Annotated in this window: 16 protein-coding genes; 9 read left to right on the top strand and 7 right to left on the bottom strand. The window is 48.3% G+C overall.

Features of this window, described 5'->3' with window-relative positions:
* Positions 1-2: 2 nt before the first annotated feature.
* Both trhA and C9I89_RS20085 read right to left on the bottom strand, forming a co-directional pair.
* Complete coding sequence (trhA, locus tag C9I89_RS20090) at positions 3-662, bottom strand: PAQR family membrane homeostasis protein TrhA (RefSeq protein WP_107285105.1); 660 nt, start codon at positions 660-662, stop codon at positions 3-5.
* A 169-nt stretch (positions 663-831) separates the two neighbouring features.
* Positions 832-1,509, bottom strand: a complete 678-nt coding sequence (locus C9I89_RS20085; protein WP_107285104.1) for a FadR/GntR family transcriptional regulator — start codon at positions 1,507-1,509, stop codon at positions 832-834.
* Positions 1,510-2,216: 707 nt separating this feature from the next.
* On the opposite strand from C9I89_RS20085, the gene C9I89_RS20080 reads away from it, so the two are divergent.
* The 4 genes from C9I89_RS20080 to C9I89_RS20065 all read left to right on the top strand — a co-directional run bounded on the left by C9I89_RS20080 (position 2,217) and on the right by C9I89_RS20065 (position 5,949).
* Complete coding sequence (locus C9I89_RS20080; RefSeq protein WP_107285103.1) at positions 2,217-2,483, top strand: YihD family protein; 267 nt, start codon at positions 2,217-2,219, stop codon at positions 2,481-2,483.
* Between the two features lie 256 nt (positions 2,484-2,739).
* The gene (gene ccoG / locus C9I89_RS20075) at positions 2,740-4,170 is read left to right on the top strand and encodes a cytochrome c oxidase accessory protein CcoG (protein WP_107285102.1); all 1,431 of its coding nucleotides are present in this window, start codon (positions 2,740-2,742) and stop codon (positions 4,168-4,170) included.
* A 101-nt stretch (positions 4,171-4,271) separates the two neighbouring features.
* Positions 4,272-5,258 carry a serine/threonine protein kinase gene (locus C9I89_RS20070; protein WP_107285101.1) on the top strand — a complete coding sequence of 329 codons (987 nt, stop codon included), beginning with the start codon at positions 4,272-4,274 and terminating at the stop codon, positions 5,256-5,258.
* An 88-nt stretch (positions 5,259-5,346) separates the two neighbouring features.
* A complete protein-coding gene (locus C9I89_RS20065) occupies positions 5,347-5,949 on the top strand; it encodes a thiol:disulfide interchange protein DsbA/DsbL (protein WP_211315284.1) in 603 nt (200 codons plus the stop codon).
* A 46-nt stretch (positions 5,950-5,995) separates the two neighbouring features.
* On the opposite strand, the gene C9I89_RS20060 is transcribed toward C9I89_RS20065, so the two are convergent.
* Positions 5,996-7,528 (bottom strand): YifB family Mg chelatase-like AAA ATPase, encoded by a 1,533-nt coding sequence (locus C9I89_RS20060; protein WP_107285099.1) that lies wholly within the window; start codon positions 7,526-7,528, stop codon positions 5,996-5,998.
* Positions 7,529-7,944: 416 nt separating this feature from the next.
* Here C9I89_RS20060 and ilvG point away from each other — a divergent pair, with 416 nt between their 5' ends.
* Genes ilvG through ilvA form a run of 5 tightly spaced genes read left to right on the top strand, consistent with a single transcriptional unit; the run spans position 7,945 to position 14,220 of the window.
* Positions 7,945-9,591, top strand: a complete 1,647-nt coding sequence (ilvG, locus tag C9I89_RS20055; RefSeq protein ID WP_107285098.1) for an acetolactate synthase 2 catalytic subunit — start codon at positions 7,945-7,947, stop codon at positions 9,589-9,591.
* Entirely contained in the window at positions 9,591-9,839 is a 249-nt protein-coding gene (ilvM, locus tag C9I89_RS20050) for an acetolactate synthase 2 small subunit (RefSeq protein WP_107285097.1), read from the top strand. Before ilvG ends, ilvM begins: the two co-directional genes overlap by 1 nt.
* 21 nt (positions 9,840-9,860) lie before the next feature.
* A complete protein-coding gene (ilvE, locus tag C9I89_RS20045) occupies positions 9,861-10,808 on the top strand; it encodes a branched-chain-amino-acid transaminase (RefSeq protein ID WP_107285096.1) in 948 nt (315 codons plus the stop codon).
* 11 nt (positions 10,809-10,819) lie between these two features.
* Complete coding sequence (gene ilvD / locus C9I89_RS20040) at positions 10,820-12,661, top strand: dihydroxy-acid dehydratase (protein ID WP_107285095.1); 1,842 nt, start codon at positions 10,820-10,822, stop codon at positions 12,659-12,661.
* 5 nt (positions 12,662-12,666) lie between these two features.
* Positions 12,667-14,220, top strand: coding sequence for a threonine ammonia-lyase, biosynthetic (gene ilvA, locus C9I89_RS20035; RefSeq protein WP_107285121.1), 1,554 nt, complete (start codon positions 12,667-12,669; stop codon positions 14,218-14,220).
* Between the two features lie 45 nt (positions 14,221-14,265).
* Here the strand turns inward: ilvA and C9I89_RS20030 are convergent, their stop codons facing one another.
* From C9I89_RS20030 to C9I89_RS20015, 4 genes are all read right to left on the bottom strand, one after another.
* Positions 14,266-14,631, bottom strand: a complete 366-nt coding sequence (locus tag C9I89_RS20030; protein WP_107285094.1) for a helix-turn-helix domain-containing protein — start codon at positions 14,629-14,631, stop codon at positions 14,266-14,268.
* A gap of 250 nt (positions 14,632-14,881) precedes the next feature.
* The gene (locus tag C9I89_RS20025) at positions 14,882-15,259 is read right to left on the bottom strand and encodes a helix-turn-helix transcriptional regulator (RefSeq protein WP_107285093.1); all 378 of its coding nucleotides are present in this window, start codon (positions 15,257-15,259) and stop codon (positions 14,882-14,884) included.
* Between the two features lie 305 nt (positions 15,260-15,564).
* A complete protein-coding gene (glmS, locus tag C9I89_RS20020) occupies positions 15,565-17,400 on the bottom strand; it encodes a glutamine--fructose-6-phosphate transaminase (isomerizing) (protein WP_107285092.1) in 1,836 nt (611 codons plus the stop codon).
* A gap of 17 nt (positions 17,401-17,417) precedes the next feature.
* On the bottom strand, positions 17,418-18,188 hold the full coding sequence (locus C9I89_RS20015) for a DeoR/GlpR family DNA-binding transcription regulator (protein ID WP_107285091.1): 771 nt from the start codon (positions 18,186-18,188) through the stop codon (positions 17,418-17,420).
* Between the last annotated feature and the right edge of the window lie 139 nt (positions 18,189-18,327).

The raw sequence follows: 18,327 nt of genomic DNA, 5'->3' as shown, positions 1-18,327 counted from the left end.
GTTTAAATCGGCTTGACGTAATAGTAGATAGCAAAAAAGTGGCACATCGTGCCGCCGAGCACAAACAGATGCCAGATGGCATGGTTATATGGGATACGCTCGTTAACGTAAAACACCACGCCCAGCGAATAAATCACTCCGCCCAAACCAAGCAAAACCAAGCCGCCATGCGATAGCGACAAGGCCAGTTGATAGATCGCAATCAAAGATAACCAGCCCATGGTGAGATACGTCACCAGCGACAGGCGTTTAAAGCGGTACACAAAGATAATTTTCAGCGCTATTCCTATCAGTGCCAAGCCCCATATCACGGTCATTAACGTGATGGCCAAAGGAGTGCGTAATGAAATCAGCAAGAAAGGGGTATAAGTACCGGCAATCAGCAGATAGATTGCACAGTGATCAAAGGTTTTCAGGGCGCGTTTGGCCCGTTCAAGAGGGATCGCGTGGTATAAGGTGGAAGCCAGATACAGCAGTATCATGCTGCTCCCATAAATACTCAGGCTGGTAAGGCTCAGAGCATCGGCATTGGCGTCTATCGCCTGAAGCAACAATAAGACCATACCAACGATACCAAAAATCATCCCGAAGCCATGGCTGATACTATTCGCCACTTCTTCAGCTGCCGAATATTCTGGCTTAAGCGCCATATTCTTACTCATCTCTGCCATCCAAAAATAAAGTTAATGTTCAATACATAAGCAGTATGACACAGTTGAGCTTACAGTCGTAAGCTCAACTTGAAGCAGCCTTAAAAATACTATCTCTGATTATTAATATGAACCAAGCTCACCTTGACCATTGATGTTTTTTAGAAAAAAACGCAATTAATTATTTTAGCAGTTCAACCGTGGCTCGGCGTGCCGCGTCAGGATCTCGCGCGATAATGCCATCAACAATACGTTGGTGAATATCCAGTTTCAACAACCGATCCCGGGTAATTATGCGGAAGTAGTTTTCAAATACCGCTTTAAACAAATTACCAAACGGGCTGATAAAATGGTTACCGGAAGCAAAATAGATCAATTGATGATAACGCGTATCGACTTCAATCCATTTATTCTGATCAAAATGCTCACCCAAACTATGCATTTCCTGCATGAGAGCCTGTAATTCATCCCGATCGCCATCACTGGCATTCAGGGCAGTCAACGCCGCGGCCTCAGGCTCCAAGGTGAGTCGTACTTGCTGAAATTCTGCGACTAACTCGGGGTGCTCATCAAAATTCAACCAGGCCAGTAAATCCTGATCGAGATAATTCCAGTTACGCTTTGGCAAGACACGGGTGCCAATGCGCGGACGGGGCAATACCATACCTTTCGCCGCCAGCATCTTGATCGCTTCGCGAACCGCGGTACGGCTGACGCCGTACATTTCACCGAGTTCAACTTCTCCCGGTAAAATGTCACCAGGCTTCGTCTCCCCCTGTAATATACGTTGTCCGATTGATTCTGCTAATTTATAAGACAAATTGCGATTAACGACTAATCGCTGCTGATCATGTTCCATTCACCCTCTCTACACAGGCTCTTTTTATAATAGTTTCTGCATTACACCATAAAGCCATGGCTGTGAAACAGCTTATCTTCACAGTTGCAACAGAAGCCCTTACATTCTCTTTCTATTCAACATAAACTTGACGAAAAACACCACATTGAGTGCTCATTGTTTGCTCGACTTCTCATTCGCTTGTTGCTATTCTCTGCGCCGAAAATAACACGAAAAACCCAGTATCTCTGTTCCGGACGGGCTTTGCCTATGGGGTTACCCCTGCGGAGTTATTGATTATATTTTTTGGCCACGGATGCGCCTGACAATAGGTGAATCATGCGCCCTGCATCCCCAGCCAGGTATGTAAGTACCACCCCTCGCAGTCCATCTCGTTTACGCAGCAGCACTTTTGCATCAAGATTTAAAGCAAGAAAAGTGCCTCAGCACGTTGCCGACGTTCACACGATGCCGGCCCCCGAGCCAGTCTCTGTAACCCCAGATAACGAGCAAGCCGCTTAATACCAGTCCTTACGGGTATTATCATTCAAAGGCAGTGCTACCCTTGCTGCCTTTTGTTTATCCCGATCATTTTTCAACCTTGTATTGTGTCTCCTGTCGCTGTATCACGCCCTCGGTTACCGTTTGTATCATCCCAAAGTTTGTTATAATTGACCTGCCATAAAATATAACAATATTTCTAGCTCAGCCTTAATTGTGGAGAAAAAATGAAAACCCATCGCGTTAACGAACTGATTGAATTGATCCACCCTGAATGGAAAAAAGACCCAGATCTCAACCTGGTTCAGTTCCTCATCAAACTGGCAGAAGAAGCAAAATACGAAGGTAAATTAGAAGATTTGACCGATGACGTGCTGATTTATCATTTAAAAATGCGCAACAGCGATGATAAAACGATGATCCCGGGCATCGCTAAAGATTGCGAAAATGATTTCAAAACCGCGATCTTACGTGCTCGCGGCATTATAAAGTAAGACTTATCCTGTTACCCCCCTTGGGTATCTATTCATGGCTGATCATCAGATCAGCCATCTTTCCCGCTATAGCCAACCACCCCACCAACTGCTCCTATTGCTGAAACTATGACCTTGTTAGAGTAATCGGCCAAACAGGTGTTATACAATCAACTGATAACATCTGCTTATTATAATTTACATATCGGTCAGGCAAAGTACCTGAGCCGGAAGCCTTTTGCTAGTTCAGTATAAGGGAACCTAAGGAAGTCATGTCATGAGCCAAGAGAAAATTAAAATCAAGGATGTCACCCCGCAGCAATTTAATCCCAAGACGCACAAAGGCACCTCAGATCGTTTCAACCCAAGTAATCAAATCTATGTTCGTGCCGTTAAAGGGGTTTATCAGCAATTGCGCCAACGTATGGGGTGGCTGTTTATGCTGCTTTTTATGGGCGTACCATGGATTCCTTATGGTGACCGTCAGGCTATTTTACTGGATATTGGCCAACAGCAATTTAACTTCTTTGGCACTACCTTATGGCCACAAGATTTAACCCTGCTGGCCGTCCTGTTCATGATTGCGGCCTTTGCTCTGTTTTTTGTTACCACTTTTCTTGGGCGAGTCTGGTGTGGTTATTTCTGTCCGCAAACGGTCTGGACCTTCATCTATATCTGGTTTGAAGAAAAACTCGAAGGCTCAGCAAATAAGCGCCGTAAGCAAGATTCCCTGCCAATGACCGGGAAATTGCTGGGCAGAAAAATCGTTAAACATACTGCTTGGTGGGCCGTGGCATTGGCAACCGGCCTGACTTTTGTTGGCTATTTTTTGCCAATCAAAGAATTAGTTATCGACTTTTTCACCTTTAATGTCGGCTTCTGGGCCGGTTTCTGGGTACTGTTTTTTGCTGGCTGCACCTATGCCAATGCCGGCTGGATGCGTTCTATTGTCTGTATCCATATGTGCCCTTACGCCCGTTTCCAATCCGCGATGTTCGATAAAGATACTTACATCGTTGGCTATAATGTTGAACGCGGGGAAGCTCGCGGGCCGCGTCCGCGTAAGAAAAATCCGAAAGAATTAGGGCTGGGTGACTGTATTGACTGTGATCTGTGTGTTCAGGTATGCCCGACCGGGATCGATATTCGTGACGGCCTGCAATATGAGTGCATTAACTGCGGAGCCTGTGTCGATGCTTGTGATCAGACCATGGATCGCATGGGTTATGAGACACGCCTGATCAGCTATACCACAGAGCATAAGCTGGAAGGACATAAAACCCATGTTTTACGTCCTAAACTGCTCGGCTATGGTGCCGTCATGGTGGCTATGGCTGGCCTGTTCTTATACTTACTCGCCTCTGTACAGCCTATGGGGCTGGATATTCTTCGTGACCGTAACGAGTTATTCAGGATCAATAATGAAGGCCTGATAGAAAACACCTATACCTTGAAAATTCTCAATAAAACCCAGCAAGACACCACCTACACGTTAGCGGTCGATGGACTGGAAGAGGTTGAATGGTATGGCCCGAAAACAGTGACTATTTCTGCAGGCGAAATTTATACCTTACCGATCAGCCTGGGGGTTGATCCTTATTTACTAGAAACCCCCATCGCGGATATCACTTTTATTCTGGAAAAAGGCGAGGGGGAAAACAAAATCCAGCTACGGACCGAGAGCCGATTTATCGGCGAACTTCGCTAACCCACTTACCTAGCAATGATCTTGAACGGGCCTAATCAGGCCCTTGTTCAATATGATGATATACTACCGCTTTAATTACCTAGGTTCCGGAATTGGTCACCATGACACAACAAGGCTTTAGTTTTTCCGATCTGACTCCTGATTTATTGCTCGACGCCCTTGAAAGTGTTGGTGTGCGGGCCGAATCAGGATTACTGGCGCTTAACAGCTATGAAAATCGCGTCTATCAATTTAAAGCCGAAGACGGCGAGCGTTATGTGGTCAAATTCTACCGTCCACAACGCTGGACCAATGAGCAAATTCAGGAAGAACACGACTTTACCCATGAGTTGGTCACACAAGAAATCCCCATCGCCGCTCCTATCGCCTTCGCGGGTGAAACCTTGCATCACTATCAGCACCACCGCTTTACGGTATTTCCGAGCCTGGGCGGCCGTCAGTTTGAAGTTGATAACTTTGACCAGCTAGAGTGGGTCGGACGCTTTCTCGGCCGTATCCACCGTGCAGGCCAGAGCAAAAGCTTTATCCATCGCCCCACCATGGGGCTGGACGAATACCTTCATCAGCCTCGCAAGATCTTAGAAAACGCGGATTTTATTCCAGACCATCTTAAAAACGTCTTTTTTTCCGATCTGGATTTACTGATCCGCGAGCTCAGCCAGCACTGGCACACTGACTGGCAGTCTGTTCGCCTTCATGGCGACTGCCACCCCGGCAATATCTTGTGGCGCGACGGGCCACTCTTTGTCGACTTGGATGATGCGCGTAATGGCCCGGCCGTGCAGGATTTATGGATGCTGTTAAATGGCGATCGCCACGAACAAATGGCCCAGCTTGATACCCTGCTGGAAGCCTATAGCGAATTTGCTGATTTTAATCCCAAGGAATTGCAACTAATTGAGCCCTTGCGCGGTCTTAGAATGGTGCACTATATGGCATGGTTAGCAAAACGCTGGCAAGATCCGGCGTTCCCGCGTGCTTTCCCATGGTTTGCTGATGCAAAATACTGGGAAGGTCAAGTGCTTTCATTTAAAGAACAATTGGCTGCTTTAAATGAACCGCCACTGCAGCTGATGCCGCAGTGGTAAAATCCTAGCAATAAAAAGTTCCACCCATAACAAAGGAAATAGCCCGGTGCTGTTTCTGTTAATACCTCAGGGAGTACACCTAGACATGATGAAGAAACTACTCGCTCTAGCCAGCGCAGCCTTACTGTCTTTTTCCGTTCACGCGGCCAAGTTTACGGAAGGCGAACATTACAAAGTGCTTGAACTGCCCAAATCAAGCAATCCGATAGTGACCGAGTTCTTCTCTTTCTACTGCCCGCACTGCAGTAGATTTGAACCCATAATTCAGGCGCTGAAAAAAAACTTGCCCGACAACGCTAAACTACAGAAAAACCACGTTTCTTTCATGGGCGGTCCGATGGGCAACTCCATGAGTAAAGCCTATTCGACGGCAGTGGTGATGGGGGTGGATGACAAGATGATCCCGGTGCTGTTTAACCGCGTTCACACCATGAAAAAGCCCCCTCGCAACGATCAGGAACTCCGCCAGATCTTTATCGATGAAGGCATGAGTGCAGAAGATTTTGATGGAGCCTACAACAGCTTTGCCGTTAACTCTATGGTAAATCGCGCCAATAAATTATTTACAGACAGCGGCTTAACCGGTGTTCCAGCAGTTATTGTGAACAACAAGTACCTGGTACAAGCGGGTGGTAAGATTAAATCGACTGAAGAGTATGTTGAACTGGTTAACTTCCTATTGAAAAAGTAAGTTTCCGATTTGGATCATAAAGGGCCCGAGGGCCCTTTTTTATCGGTTAAATCACCTGTGCCGTCAGCCTTTTTAATAACCGATCCATAGAGCGGTAACCAAGCGCTTCCGCTAAATGCCCTCGCTCAATTTGCTCTTTACCCGCCAGATCTGCGATAGTTCTGGCTACCTTGATGATCCGGTGATAGGCGCGAACCGACAACCCCAGCTGGTGCAACGCCGTTTCCAAAAATTGGGCATCCGCTTTCGCTAATGCGCAATACCTATCCAGCTCTCGGGTCGATAACAGGGCGTTCACTTTCCCACCTCGCGCCAACATCACTTGCCGGGCCTGAAAAACCCGCCGCTTTATCACCTCACTGGGCTCACCACGATCACCGCCTTCGGCCAATGTACCACGGGGCAGGGCGGGAATTTCAATCGACATATCAAACCGATCAAGAAGCGGCCCGGAAAGGCGGCCTAAATACCGCAGTATGGCTTGCGGGTTGGTCCGGGTTTGATTACCTTCATAATAACCTGTCGGACTTGGATTCAGTGCGCCAATTAATTGAAAGCGGGCTGGAAAACACGTTTTGCTGGTAGCGCGTGAAATCACGATCTCACCTGATTCTAAAGGCTCTCGTAGCGAATCAAGGGCTTTTCGGTCAAATTCCGGCATCTCATCGAGAAACAAAATACCGTTATGGGCCAGCGAGATTTCCCCCGGTTTCGGTACAGAACCGCCCCCCACGAGCGCTGCCATTGAGCTGGAATGATGCGGTGTACGAAAAGGCCGTTTTAACCAATTCCCTTCGTGCAGGGTTTGTTGCGTTAGCGAAGCAACCGCTGCGGTTTCCAGCGCCTCCTCATGATCCATCTCGGGCAACAAATCACACAGCCGTGATGCCAGCATGGTTTTCCCCGTGCCGGGCGGCCCCAGAAAAAGCAAATTATGACTGCCGGCAGCCGCAATTTCCAATGCCCGCTTACCTTGTTGCTGGCCAATAATATCTTGCATATCACGGCTGAAGTCCGGCTCTTCCAGCCCGATTTCAGCTTCACTCCGATAATGTAACTGCAACTGTTGCTGACCACACAAATGGGCGCAAACCGTTAATAAACCCGCTGCCGATTTATGCTGTTCTTTACCCACCAGGGCCACCTGATCACCATTATCATCAGGAACGACCAAACAGCGCCGGGCTTTCATCGCTGCCAAAGCGGCAGGCAGCGCACCTTTGACCTTTCGCAATTCACCGGACAACGCCAATTCGCCTAAAAACTCATAATCTTGCAGCTTATTTGCTGGAATTTGACCTGATGCGGCAAGGATCCCCAAGGCAATAGGCAGGTCAAACCGTCCCCCTTCTTTGGGTAAATCTGCGGGCGCCAAATTAACGGTGATCCGCCGGGATGGGAATTCAAAATTGGTATTCACAATGGCACTTCTGACCCGATCACGGGCTTCTTTGACCGTTGTCTCTGGCAAGCCGACTAGATTGAAAGCTGGCATTCCGTTACTCAGATGCACTTCAACCGTGACGGCCGGTGCATCAACACCAACACAAGCTCTGCTATGAACAATGGCAAGAGGCATTTTTTAATCATCCTGATGATATGGCACACAAATACGTTAATGAACGTCATCAACTTCGTTTCACAAATAGCCTATTTATGCAGATCATTTGCAAATAAATCTTAAGTTTTTCCTTGTCATGCGAGCCATGTCTGTGTTACCTATTAGGAAGAGCAACAAATAAACAATAAAAACCGGACAGACAGTAGATGCCATTTAACGCCAAAGCCATTGCACTCATTATTAACGTCATCGTGGTGATTATTTCACCGCGAGAGGGGCTGGCAGGCGTAAGGTAACACCAAACACAACAAACGCAGAAAGCCCCCGCACCAAACCGGTTCGGGGGCTTTTTTTTAAACACAGGATGTAAATATGCTGAAAGAATTAGCGATACGTATTTCAGCAACTCGCAAGCAAGGAAAAGGGGAGCAGCGATGACAGGGGCAGAGTTAGTTGTTACAGCGCTGCAGCAACAGGGGATATCCACGGTTTTTGGTTATCCGGGCGGCGCGATCATGCCAATCTATGACGCGCTATATGATGGTGGTGTCGAGCACATTCTTTGCCGCCATGAACAAGGGGCAGCGATGGCTGCTATTGGTATGGCTCGGGCAACTCAAGATGTCGCAGTCTGCATGGCAACATCAGGCCCCGGGGCCACCAATCTCGTCACCGGTTTAGCCGATGCGTTTCTTGACTCGGTTCCGCTGGTGGCAATAACCGGACAGGTAGCCAGTTCGCATATCGGTACCGATGCCTTCCAGGAAATGGATGTGATAGGCATGTCATTATCCTGTACCAAACACAGCTACCTCGTCACGGATATCAACGACCTTGCCCCAACGTTAGCGGAGGCATTCATCGTTGCCAAAGCAGGCCGACCTGGTCCGGTTATTGTTGATATCGCCAAAGATGTTCAACTTGCCCAAGCACCCGTTGATGTACTGCCATTTGTTGAGCCACCCGCCATTCCCGCGGCAACAGCAGAGTCGATCGCTGCAGCACAGCGTATTTTGTCTGAAAGTCAGCGCCCGGTGCTCTATGTCGGCGGAGGGGTGCAACTGGCCAAGGCAACCGAGACTGTCCGTTCGTTTCTACGCCTAAACCCCATGCCTTCCGTGAGTACGCTTAAAGGGCTGGGTACCGTGGAACGTCATGACCCGCACTACCTGGGGATGCTCGGTATGCACGGCACCAAAGCTGCTAACTTAGTGGTACAAGAATCGGATTTACTGATTGTTGTAGGTGCCCGTTTTGATGATCGGGTGACAGGAAAACTGGATACCTTTGCCCCGCATGCCAAAGTGATTCACTTAGATATTGATGCCTCAGAATTCGGTAAGCTACGTCATGCTCATGCACCGCTACGCGGCGATGTTAATGTAATTTTGCCACAGTTAGAGCTAGCACAAGACATCTCGCCTTGGGTCCAGCACAGTGAAAGTTTGCGTTCTGATTTCAAATGGCGCTATAACCATCCGGGCGATCTTATTTATGCGCCACTGTTGCTGAAGCAACTCTCAGATATGATGCCTGACAGCGCAATGATCTCAACCGATGTCGGCCAGCACCAAATGTGGGCAGCGCAGCATACCCAGCCTCGCCAGCCGCAAAATTATATTACTTCTGCCGGCTTGGGCACGATGGGATTTGGTTTGCCCGCGGCGATGGGGGCGAAAGTCGCCAGGCCCGATGATGAATCGATCCTGATCTCAGGTGATGGCTCATTCATGATGAATGTGCAAGAACTGGGTACGCTAAAGCGTAAGCAAATTCCGGTGAAGATGGTACTGATCAATAACCAGCGCCTGGGCATGGTAAGACAGTGGCAATCGCTGTTCTTTGATGGCCGCCACAGCGAAACCATCTTAGATGACAACCCTGATTTTATCGTACTGGCGAGTGCTTTTGGTATTCCGGGAAAAACCATCACCAAGAAAGAAGACGTTGAACCCGCTTTAAAAGAGATGCTAGCCAGTAAAACAGCGTACTTACTTCACGTTCTTATCTCTGAAGAAGAAAATGTGTGGCCGTTAGTTCCGCCCGGTGCTGCCAACCAAGATATGCTGGAGAATACCTAATGGAAAGATATTTACTAGACATCAAAGCGGATGATAAACCAGTATTACTAGAACGTGTGCTACGCGTTATTCGTCACCGTGGATTTATTATTAAACAAGTCATCGCAACACAAAATCACGAAAGTAAGATAGCCAGTGTAGAAATTATCGTCGACAGTGATCGTCCCATCAGTACGCTTATCAATCAAATCGAAAAGCTTTGGGATATTCGCACCGTCGAAACAACAATATTGGAAAACCGAGATTAGTGCATAAGGAAGGAACACAACATGGCAAAAACAGCAGATTATATTTGGTTTAATGGTGAAATGGTTCCTTGGGCAGAGGCGAACGTTCACGTCCTAACCCATGCTATGCACTACGGCACATCGGTTTTTGAAGGGATTCGCTGCTACAACACACCAAAAGGCCCGATTGTTTTCCGCCATAAGGAACACATGGATCGCCTGAAAAACTCGGCAAAAATTTATCGTTTTCCAATTCCATACACGTCAGAAGAGTTAATGGAAATTTGCCGCGAGACGATTCGCGCCAACAAACTAGAATCGGCTTACATTCGTCCACTGGGTTATGTCGGCAATGTTGGCCTTGGGGTCTGCCCGCCGGTAGACACGGAAATGGATCTGATCGTTGCGGCTTTTCCTTGGGGTTCGTACCTTGGTGAAGATGCCCTCGAAAATGGTGTCGATGCGATGATTTCCAGCTGGAACCGCGCCGCGCCAAACACCATCCCTACCGCAGCGAAAGCGGGGGGGAACTACCTTTCATCTCTGTTGGTTGGCAGCGAAGCGCGTCGTCACGGTTATGCCGAAGGGATCGCTCTCAGCGTTGACGGTTATCTTTCTGAGGGGGCGGGTGAAAACATTTTTGTGATCAAAAATGGTGTGTTACTCACACCTCCAGCGACCAGCGCCATCCTTCCGGGCATCACGCGCGATTCAATCATGGTGCTGGCGAAAGAGATGGGCTACGAAGTGCGTGAAGAAAATATTGCCCGCGAAGCGCTATACCTCGCTGATGAAGTTTTCATGACGGGAACGGCAGCAGAGATTGTTCCTGTTCGCAGCGTAGACCAAATCACCGTGGGCGAGGGCAAGCGCGGCCCAGTCACTAAAGACATCCAAACAGCTTACTTCGGCCTGTTTAACGGCACCACGGAAGATAAGTGGGGCTGGTTAGATTACGTATATTCAGAAACCGCACCATCTGCTAAATGAAGGACTCAACAATGCCTCAATATCGTAGTGCAACGACAACTCATGGACGAAATATGGCAGGTGCGCGCGCTTTATGGCGAGCGACCGGCGTTAAAGATGAAGATTTCGGTAAACCCATCATCGCCGTGGTGAATTCATTTACCCAGTTTGTACCCGGCCACGTCCACCTCAAAGACATGGGGCAGTTGGTTGCAGGGGAAATCGAGAAAGCCGGCGGTATCGCCAAAGAATTTAATACCATTGCCGTTGATGATGGTATCGCCATGGGTCACGGCGGCATGTTGTATTCACTGCCATCACGCGAACTGATTGCCGATTCTGTCGAATATATGGTCAATGCCCACTGTGCTGATGCGATGGTGTGTATTTCCAACTGTGACAAAATCACTCCAGGGATGCTGATGGCAGCACTGCGGATCAACATCCCGGTGATCTTTGTCTCGGGTGGCCCGATGGAAGCCGGTAAAACCAAATTATCTGATCAGATCCTGAAACTGGATCTGGTTGATGCGATGATCCAAGGTGCCGATCCGACCGTCTCTGATGAGCAAAGCGAGCAAATCGAACGCTCTGCCTGTCCGACCTGCGGGTCGTGTTCTGGTATGTTCACCGCCAACTCAATGAACTGCCTAACCGAAGCGCTCGGTTTAAGTCAGCCGGGTAATGGTTCAATGCTGGCCACCCATGCCGATCGTGAACAACTGTTTCTTAATGCCGGTAAACGCATCGTTGAACTGACTAAGCGCTACTACGAACAGGATGATGAAACAGCACTGCCACGCAATATCGCCAGCAAAAAAGCCTTTGAAAATGCCATGGCGCTGGATATTGCGATGGGCGGCTCAACCAACACCGTATTGCACCTGCTTGCCTCGGCGCAAGAAGGTGAGATTGATTTCACCATGGAAGATATCGATCGGATGTCTCGCCGTGTTCCTCACTTATGTAAAGTCGCACCGTCTACTCAGCAATACCATATGGAAGATGTCCACCGTGCGGGGGGTGTATACGGTATTTTAGGCGAACTCAACCGCGCAGGCTTGTTCCATAGCGATTGTCATAACGTACTAGGACAAACTTTTGCAGAATCTTTAGCGCAATTCGATATTGCCGTGACAAACTCCCAAGAAGTAAAAGATTTCTTCCGTGCAGGCCCTGCGGGTATTCGTACTACCAAAGCCTTCTCGCAAGATTGTCGCTGGGACAGCGTTGATGACGACCGTGAAAATGGTTGTATTCGCAATAAAGCCCACGCCTTTAGCCAAGATGGTGGCCTTGCGGTGCTATCGGGCAATATGGCACTTGATGGCTGCATCGTTAAAACTGCCGGGGTTGATGAAAGCTGCTTAACCTTCAGCGGCCCGGCCGTAGTATTTGAAAGTCAGGATAGCGCGGTTGAAGGAATCCTTGGCGGCAAAGTGAAAGCCGGTGATGTGGTTGTTATTCGCTATGAAGGCCCGAAAGGCGGCCCGGGGATGCAGGAAATGCTCTATCCGACCACTTACCTGAAGTCGATGGGCCTGGGCAAAGAGTGCGCCCTGATCACCGATGGCCGCTTCTCTGGCGGTACCAGCGGCCTGTCAATTGGTCACGTTTCACCGGAAGCCGCCAGCGGTGGCACCATAGGTTTGATCAGCGATGGTGATATTGTCGATATCGATATACCCAATCGCAGCATTGAACTACGCGTCGATGAGCACGAATTGGCACAACGCCGCGAAGCAACCAATCAACGCGGCTGGAAGCCCGCCGATCGCCAACGTGAGGTTTCTTATGCGCTGCGTGCGTATGCGCTTCTTGCCACCAGCGCCGATAAAGGGGCTGTCCGCGATAAATCCAAACTCGAAGGATAATGATGATGAGCGAAGTGAAACAGGCCGGAGGGACAGAGCTACTAAGCGGAGCCGATTACCTTCGCGATATTCTTCGAGCGCCGGTCTACGAGGTGGCGCAAGTCACCCCGCTGCAAAGCATGGCTCGGCTATCAGCCAGAATAGGTAATGACGTGCAACTAAAACGAGAAGACCGCCAGCCGGTCCACTCGTTCAAATTACGTGGTGCCTATAACATGATGTCACAGCTAACTCAGGCTCAGCGACAAGCTGGTGTCATCGCCGCTTCTGCGGGCAACCATGCTCAGGGTTTAGCACTGTCAGGCCATAAGCTGAATGTACAGGCAACCATTGTTATGCCGCTTACCACACCCGACATTAAAGTCGAAGCGGTCAAAAGTTTCGGCGGCAATGTAATACTGCATGGCAGTAACTTTGACGAAGCAAAAAGCCACGCAGAAAGCCTGGCTCGACAACACGGCTATACCTTTATCCCGCCATTCGATCACCCATCGGTCATTGCGGGTCAGGGCACCATCGGTATGGAGCTGGTTCAGCAAAATGGCCATCTCGACTATGTTTTTGTTCCTGTAGGCGGTGGTGGTTTGGCTGCCGGGGTATCGGTACTGCTCAAACAACTGCTGCCGGAGATCAAAGTGATCGGGGTTGAAGCAGAAGATTCCGCCTGTTTAAAGGCGGCTTTGGATGCCGGGGAGCCTGTGACGCTAGATCAGGTGGGCATGTTTGCTGACGGTGTCGCAGTCAAGCGTATCGGCGAGGAAACGTTCCGCTTATGCCAACAGTACCTTGATGATGTGATCACCGTCAGCAGCGATGAAATCTGCTCGGCAGTAAAAGATATTTTTGAAGATACCCGTGCCATCGCCGAACCGTCTGGAGCGCTGTCTCTGGCAGGTTTAAAAAAGTATACCGAAGTACATGGAATACAGGATAAGCAGCTGGCAGCCATTTTGTCAGGTGCCAATCTTAATTTCCATGGTTTACGTTATGTTTCGGAACGTTGCGAGTTGGGTGAGAAACGAGAAGGTCTGCTGGCCGTCACCATTCCTGAGCGGCAGGGCGCCTTTCTCGACTTCTGCCATATCTTAGGCGGCCGGGCGGTAACCGAATTTAATTATCGTTATAACGATGACACGCTGGCGAACGTCTTTGTGGGGATCCGTTTAATGCGGGGGCAAGAAGAGCTTGATGGCATCATCCAAGATCTGCGTAAAGGCGGCTACCCCGTGGTCGATCTATCTGACGATGAAATGGCCAAGGTGCATGTTCGCTATATGATTGGCGGCCGGCCATCAAAACCATTACAGGAGAGACTGTACAGTTTTGAATTCCCTGAATATCCCGGCGCGCTACTGAAGTTTCTGACTACTTTAGGATCGCACTGGAATATCAGTCTGTTCAATTATCGTAATCACGGCGCCGATTACGGTCGGGTGTTGTGTGGATTTGAACTGGGAGATAAAGATTTGCTGTCTTTTACCAGCCATTTACGTGAACTTGGCTATCAGTGGAAAGATGAAACGGAGAATCCTGCTTACCAATTTTTCCTCGCCCAGTAATAAATAGCCATGCTTTAACAAAAAAGCAGCCATCCGGCTGCTTTTTTATTGCCGCTTGATGGCGGCGACATAATCCACCCAGCAAGAAACAAAATTAATATTATGTTCTATCAACCGGGTTCTCATTGAGCGGGGCACCTGAGCAAAGATTGTAAGTAATTGCTGGATATCTTCTTGCTCATCGTGAGATACCGGCCCTTCACCTTCAGAAACAAACCAGGATAATGGCCGCCCGGTGATTTCGGCAATAGTGACTAGGGTTGACACTCTCGGCTCGGTTTTACCTGACTCCAGATCCAAATACGTCTGACGCGCAATATCTAATTGCCTGGCCATGCCAACTTGAGTGATTTTTTTCCACTCTCTGGCTTCCCGAATTTTAGCGGCGATCCGTGATTTTGAGTTTTCCATTCACACACCATCTGTTCAATATCACTACCTACAACACAATTAACACCATCAAAGTAGAATGGTTGTCGCATAATCTGTTGTTATTAAAAGCGAATTATGCCGATGATAAACATAACTTCACGACACGAAAAGTGAAAATGTGAAGTGAAAGCTGTGATGTAAACCCAAATAGGCAAATAAAAACAATTATGCCCACCATGGCATACACTGCATGTGCGTCGTCATGAATACCAGCCAGCACAAACGGAGGTTATTTTTCTTTATGCGTTAATGCTTTGGTGTACTCTGCCATAAAACCAGCCAGGTTAATACTTTGCTGTAAAATGACATTTCTCGCCGAGTGAGGTAAACAGCTGAAGGATTTTAACAAGCGATCTATCTCATCTTTATATTCGCCTTCTAAAATAGAAATGCCTTCATCGCCATAGACAAACCAAGTAAGAGGACGTTCGGTAATTTCCGAGATCTCAGATAACAATCTGACTTTAGGCTCTGTTTTGCCGGTTTCCAAGTCAAGATAAGTCTGACGGGCAACTCGTAACTGCTGTGCCATGTGCACCTGGGTCAGTCCCTTCCATTCACGTGCTTCTTTAATACGTGCGGCAATTTGGGCTTTTGAATCTGTCATGTCTAACCTCCAATACAGATAAAATGAAGACTACCTAGCTTTTATAACCAAGCTTTCACAACATAAGCCAACTCTGAATTAGAATTAAAACAAATAAAATAAAGCACTTAAGCGTAACTTTTATCACTTTTTTTATTTTGAGTTGCAGAATATTAAAAGCCATCAAACTTTTATTATTTCGCAATAAATTAGTCAGTGATGTACTAAAGAATAGACGTTCACTTTTTGGCTGCAGGCTAAAACAACAAAAGGCGCCACAATTGGCGCCTTTTTCTCAACTTTAAGACATTTGACGAGGAAGAAAATTATTCAACCGTTACTGCTTTAGCCAGGTTTCGAGGTTGATCCACATCTGTCCCCTTAATCAAGGCGACATGGTAAGACAGTAACTGCATCGGTACGGTATAGAAGATTGGCGCTATAATATCATCCACTCGTGGCATAGTGATAATCTTCATCCCTTCACACGCTTCAAAACCCGCTTCGCTATCGGCAAAGACATACAGCAAGCCACCACGGGCACGGACCTCTTCGATGTTCGACTTCAGCTTCTCTAACAGATCATTGGTTGGTGCTACCACGATAACCGGCATATCAGCATCAATCAGAGCCAACGGACCATGCTTAAGTTCACCCGCCGCATAAGCTTCAGCATGAATATAAGAGATCTCTTTCAGCTTCAATGACGCTTCCATCGCGATTGGATAGAACTCGCCACGCCCCAAGAATAATGCGTGATGCTTGTCGGCAAAATCTTCAGCCAACTGTTCAATTGGCTTATCAAACGCCAAGGCTTTTTCAATTTGTGTCGGTAGCTGATGGAGAGAATCGACAATTTCTTTCTCTTTAGCTGTATCAATCAGCCCTTTTTCTTTGCCCAGCGCAGTGACAAACATTAACAGGGTTACCAGCTGAGTAGTGAACGCTTTGGTCGATGCAACACCGATCTCAGTACCGGCACGGGTCATAAAGGCCAGATCTGATTCACGTACCAGAGAAGAGCCCGCGACATTACAGATAGTCATCGCTGACATGTAGCCTTTCTCTTTCGCCAAGCGCAGGGCTGCCAGTGTATCTGCAGTTTCACCTGACTGGGACAAGGTGATCAACAGGCTGTTAGGGCGGGTCACAAACTTCCGGTAACGGAATTCAGAGGCGATTTCGACATCGCAGCTCACACCGGCCATCGCTTCAAACCAGTAACGGGCGACCATACCGGCATTATAAGATGTACCACAGGCAACAATTTGCACGTGTTCAACGTTTTCCAGAATATCGGTAGCACCATTACCGATGCTCTCAACAATCACAGACTCGCTATTGATACGGCCTTCCATGGTATTGATCAACGCGCTAGGCTGCTCATAAATCTCTTTTTGCATGTAGTGACGGTACTGGCCTTTGTCTGCCGCATCTTGCTGCAGGTTTGATTCATGGACTTCACGCTCAACTGGTTGGCCGTCAATATCAAAGATATTGACTTCACGGCGGGTGATTTCAGCCACATCGCCTTCTTCAAGGAACATGAAGCGGCGGGTAACATTCAGCAGTGCCAGCTGATCAGAAGCCAGGAAGTTTTCGCCAACGCCTAAACCGATCACCAGCGGGCTACCAGAACGCGCGACAACCACACGCTCAGGATCACGGCGATCCATCACTACGGTACCGTAGGCGCCTTCCAGCTGCGTTGCCGTTTTCTGTACCGCTTCCAGCAGAGTAGACGCCGTGCGCAGTTCCCACTCGACCAGGTGAGCAATCACTTCGGTATCGGTCTGCGAAACAAATGTATAACCGCGCTCGGTCAGCAATGCACGCAGCTCTTCATGGTTTTCAATAATGCCATTGTGTACCAGGGCAATATTGTCGCCAGATATGTGCGGGTGGGCATTAATTTCAGACGGCTCACCGTGCGTCGCCCAACGGGTATGGGCGATACCGGTACCGCCACTCAGCGGCGAGCTGTCGACAGCATTGGCCAGCTCCTGAACTTTACCTAAACGACGTACGCGTTTAAGGTTGTTTTCACTATCAACAATTGCCACACCGGCAGAGTCGTAACCCCGGTATTCCAGACGGCGCAGACCTTCAACTAAAATTTCTGCCACATCACGCTGGGCAACAGCACCGACAATCCCGCACATAGTATTAACTCCTAATTTTATTCAACCGATGCGCAGATAACCTGCACACCTTGATGTTCTATTTGTTCTTTTGCTTCAGCGCTTAAGCCGTCATCAGTGACCAAGGTACTGATGTTATTCCACGGCAATTCCATATTGGGGATCTTGCGGCCGACTTTGTCTGATTCCACCATCACCACCACTTCACGGGATACTTCCGCCATCACCCGGCTTAGACCAATCAATTCATTAAAGGTGGTGGTTCCACGACTGATATCGATACCGTCAGCGCCAATAAACAGCTGATCAAAGTCATACGACCGCAGAACCGATTCCGCAACCTGGCCCTGAAACGATTCAGAATGCGGATCCCAGGTACCGCCGGTCATTAATAGGGTGGGTTCGTTTTCCAACTCATTCAACGCGCTCGCCACATTCAGCGAGTTCGTCATCACCACTAAGCCCTGCTTGTCATTGAGTAAACTGATCAGGCTGGCTGTTGTACTGCCGCTGTCGATGATGATGCGGTTATGATCACGAATACGCGCCGCCGCCGCCTGCGCAATGGCTAACTTACGAACCGAAATAGTATCTTCGGCATCTGTTGCCACTATTTCTGATGGCATAGCAATCGCACCACCATAACGGCGAAGTAATAAACCATTTTTTTCTAAAGCGGCGAGATCTTTCCGGACGGTAACTTCTGAGGTGCTAAAGTAAGTTGCGAGTTGGTCAACGCTCACTTCACCTTGTTCATTGACCATCGCCACAATAGTATGACGACGTTGCTGGGTATTACGTTTAGACATTATGTTTTGATTCATTAGCACTAAGTTTCGAACTGAAACTTAATGATAGCAAATCAAAACAAACCAGATCAACAACGATTATTTTATAAGCGCATAAAATGCATTGAAGCGAAGAATAAATAAGACCGACAGAGAAACT

Origin of the sequence: Photobacterium lipolyticum, from assembly GCF_003026475.1 — a bacterium.
GTDB classification, from domain to species: Bacteria; Pseudomonadota; Gammaproteobacteria; order Enterobacterales; family Vibrionaceae; genus Photobacterium; species Photobacterium lipolyticum.
This window is presented reverse-complemented; position numbering and strand designations above follow the sequence as displayed.

Bases quoted from the DNA above. Each gene is read 5' to 3' on its own strand.
- trhA (WP_107285105.1), bottom strand. From the start codon at position 662: ATGAGTAAGAATATGGCGCTTAAGCCAGAATATTCGGCAGCTGAAGAA.
- C9I89_RS20085 (WP_107285104.1), bottom strand. From the start codon at position 1,509: ATGGAACATGATCAGCAGCGATTAGTCGTTAATCGCAATTTGTCTTAT.
- C9I89_RS20080 (WP_107285103.1), top strand. From the start codon at position 2,217: ATGAAAACCCATCGCGTTAACGAACTGATTGAATTGATCCACCCTGAA.
- ccoG (WP_107285102.1), top strand. From the start codon at position 2,740: ATGAGCCAAGAGAAAATTAAAATCAAGGATGTCACCCCGCAGCAATTT.
- C9I89_RS20070 (WP_107285101.1), top strand. From the start codon at position 4,272: ATGACACAACAAGGCTTTAGTTTTTCCGATCTGACTCCTGATTTATTG.
- C9I89_RS20065 (WP_211315284.1), top strand. From the start codon at position 5,347: ATGAAGAAACTACTCGCTCTAGCCAGCGCAGCCTTACTGTCTTTTTCC.
- C9I89_RS20060 (WP_107285099.1), bottom strand. From the start codon at position 7,528: ATGCCTCTTGCCATTGTTCATAGCAGAGCTTGTGTTGGTGTTGATGCA.
- ilvG (WP_107285098.1), top strand. From the start codon at position 7,945: ATGACAGGGGCAGAGTTAGTTGTTACAGCGCTGCAGCAACAGGGGATA.
- ilvM (WP_107285097.1), top strand. From the start codon at position 9,591: ATGGAAAGATATTTACTAGACATCAAAGCGGATGATAAACCAGTATTA.
- ilvE (WP_107285096.1), top strand. From the start codon at position 9,861: ATGGCAAAAACAGCAGATTATATTTGGTTTAATGGTGAAATGGTTCCT.
- ilvD (WP_107285095.1), top strand. From the start codon at position 10,820: ATGCCTCAATATCGTAGTGCAACGACAACTCATGGACGAAATATGGCA.
- ilvA (WP_107285121.1), top strand. From the start codon at position 12,667: ATGAGCGAAGTGAAACAGGCCGGAGGGACAGAGCTACTAAGCGGAGCC.
- C9I89_RS20030 (WP_107285094.1), bottom strand. From the start codon at position 14,631: ATGGAAAACTCAAAATCACGGATCGCCGCTAAAATTCGGGAAGCCAGA.
- C9I89_RS20025 (WP_107285093.1), bottom strand. From the start codon at position 15,259: ATGACAGATTCAAAAGCCCAAATTGCCGCACGTATTAAAGAAGCACGT.
- glmS (WP_107285092.1), bottom strand. From the start codon at position 17,400: ATGTGCGGGATTGTCGGTGCTGTTGCCCAGCGTGATGTGGCAGAAATT.
- C9I89_RS20015 (WP_107285091.1), bottom strand. From the start codon at position 18,188: ATGTCTAAACGTAATACCCAGCAACGTCGTCATACTATTGTGGCGATG.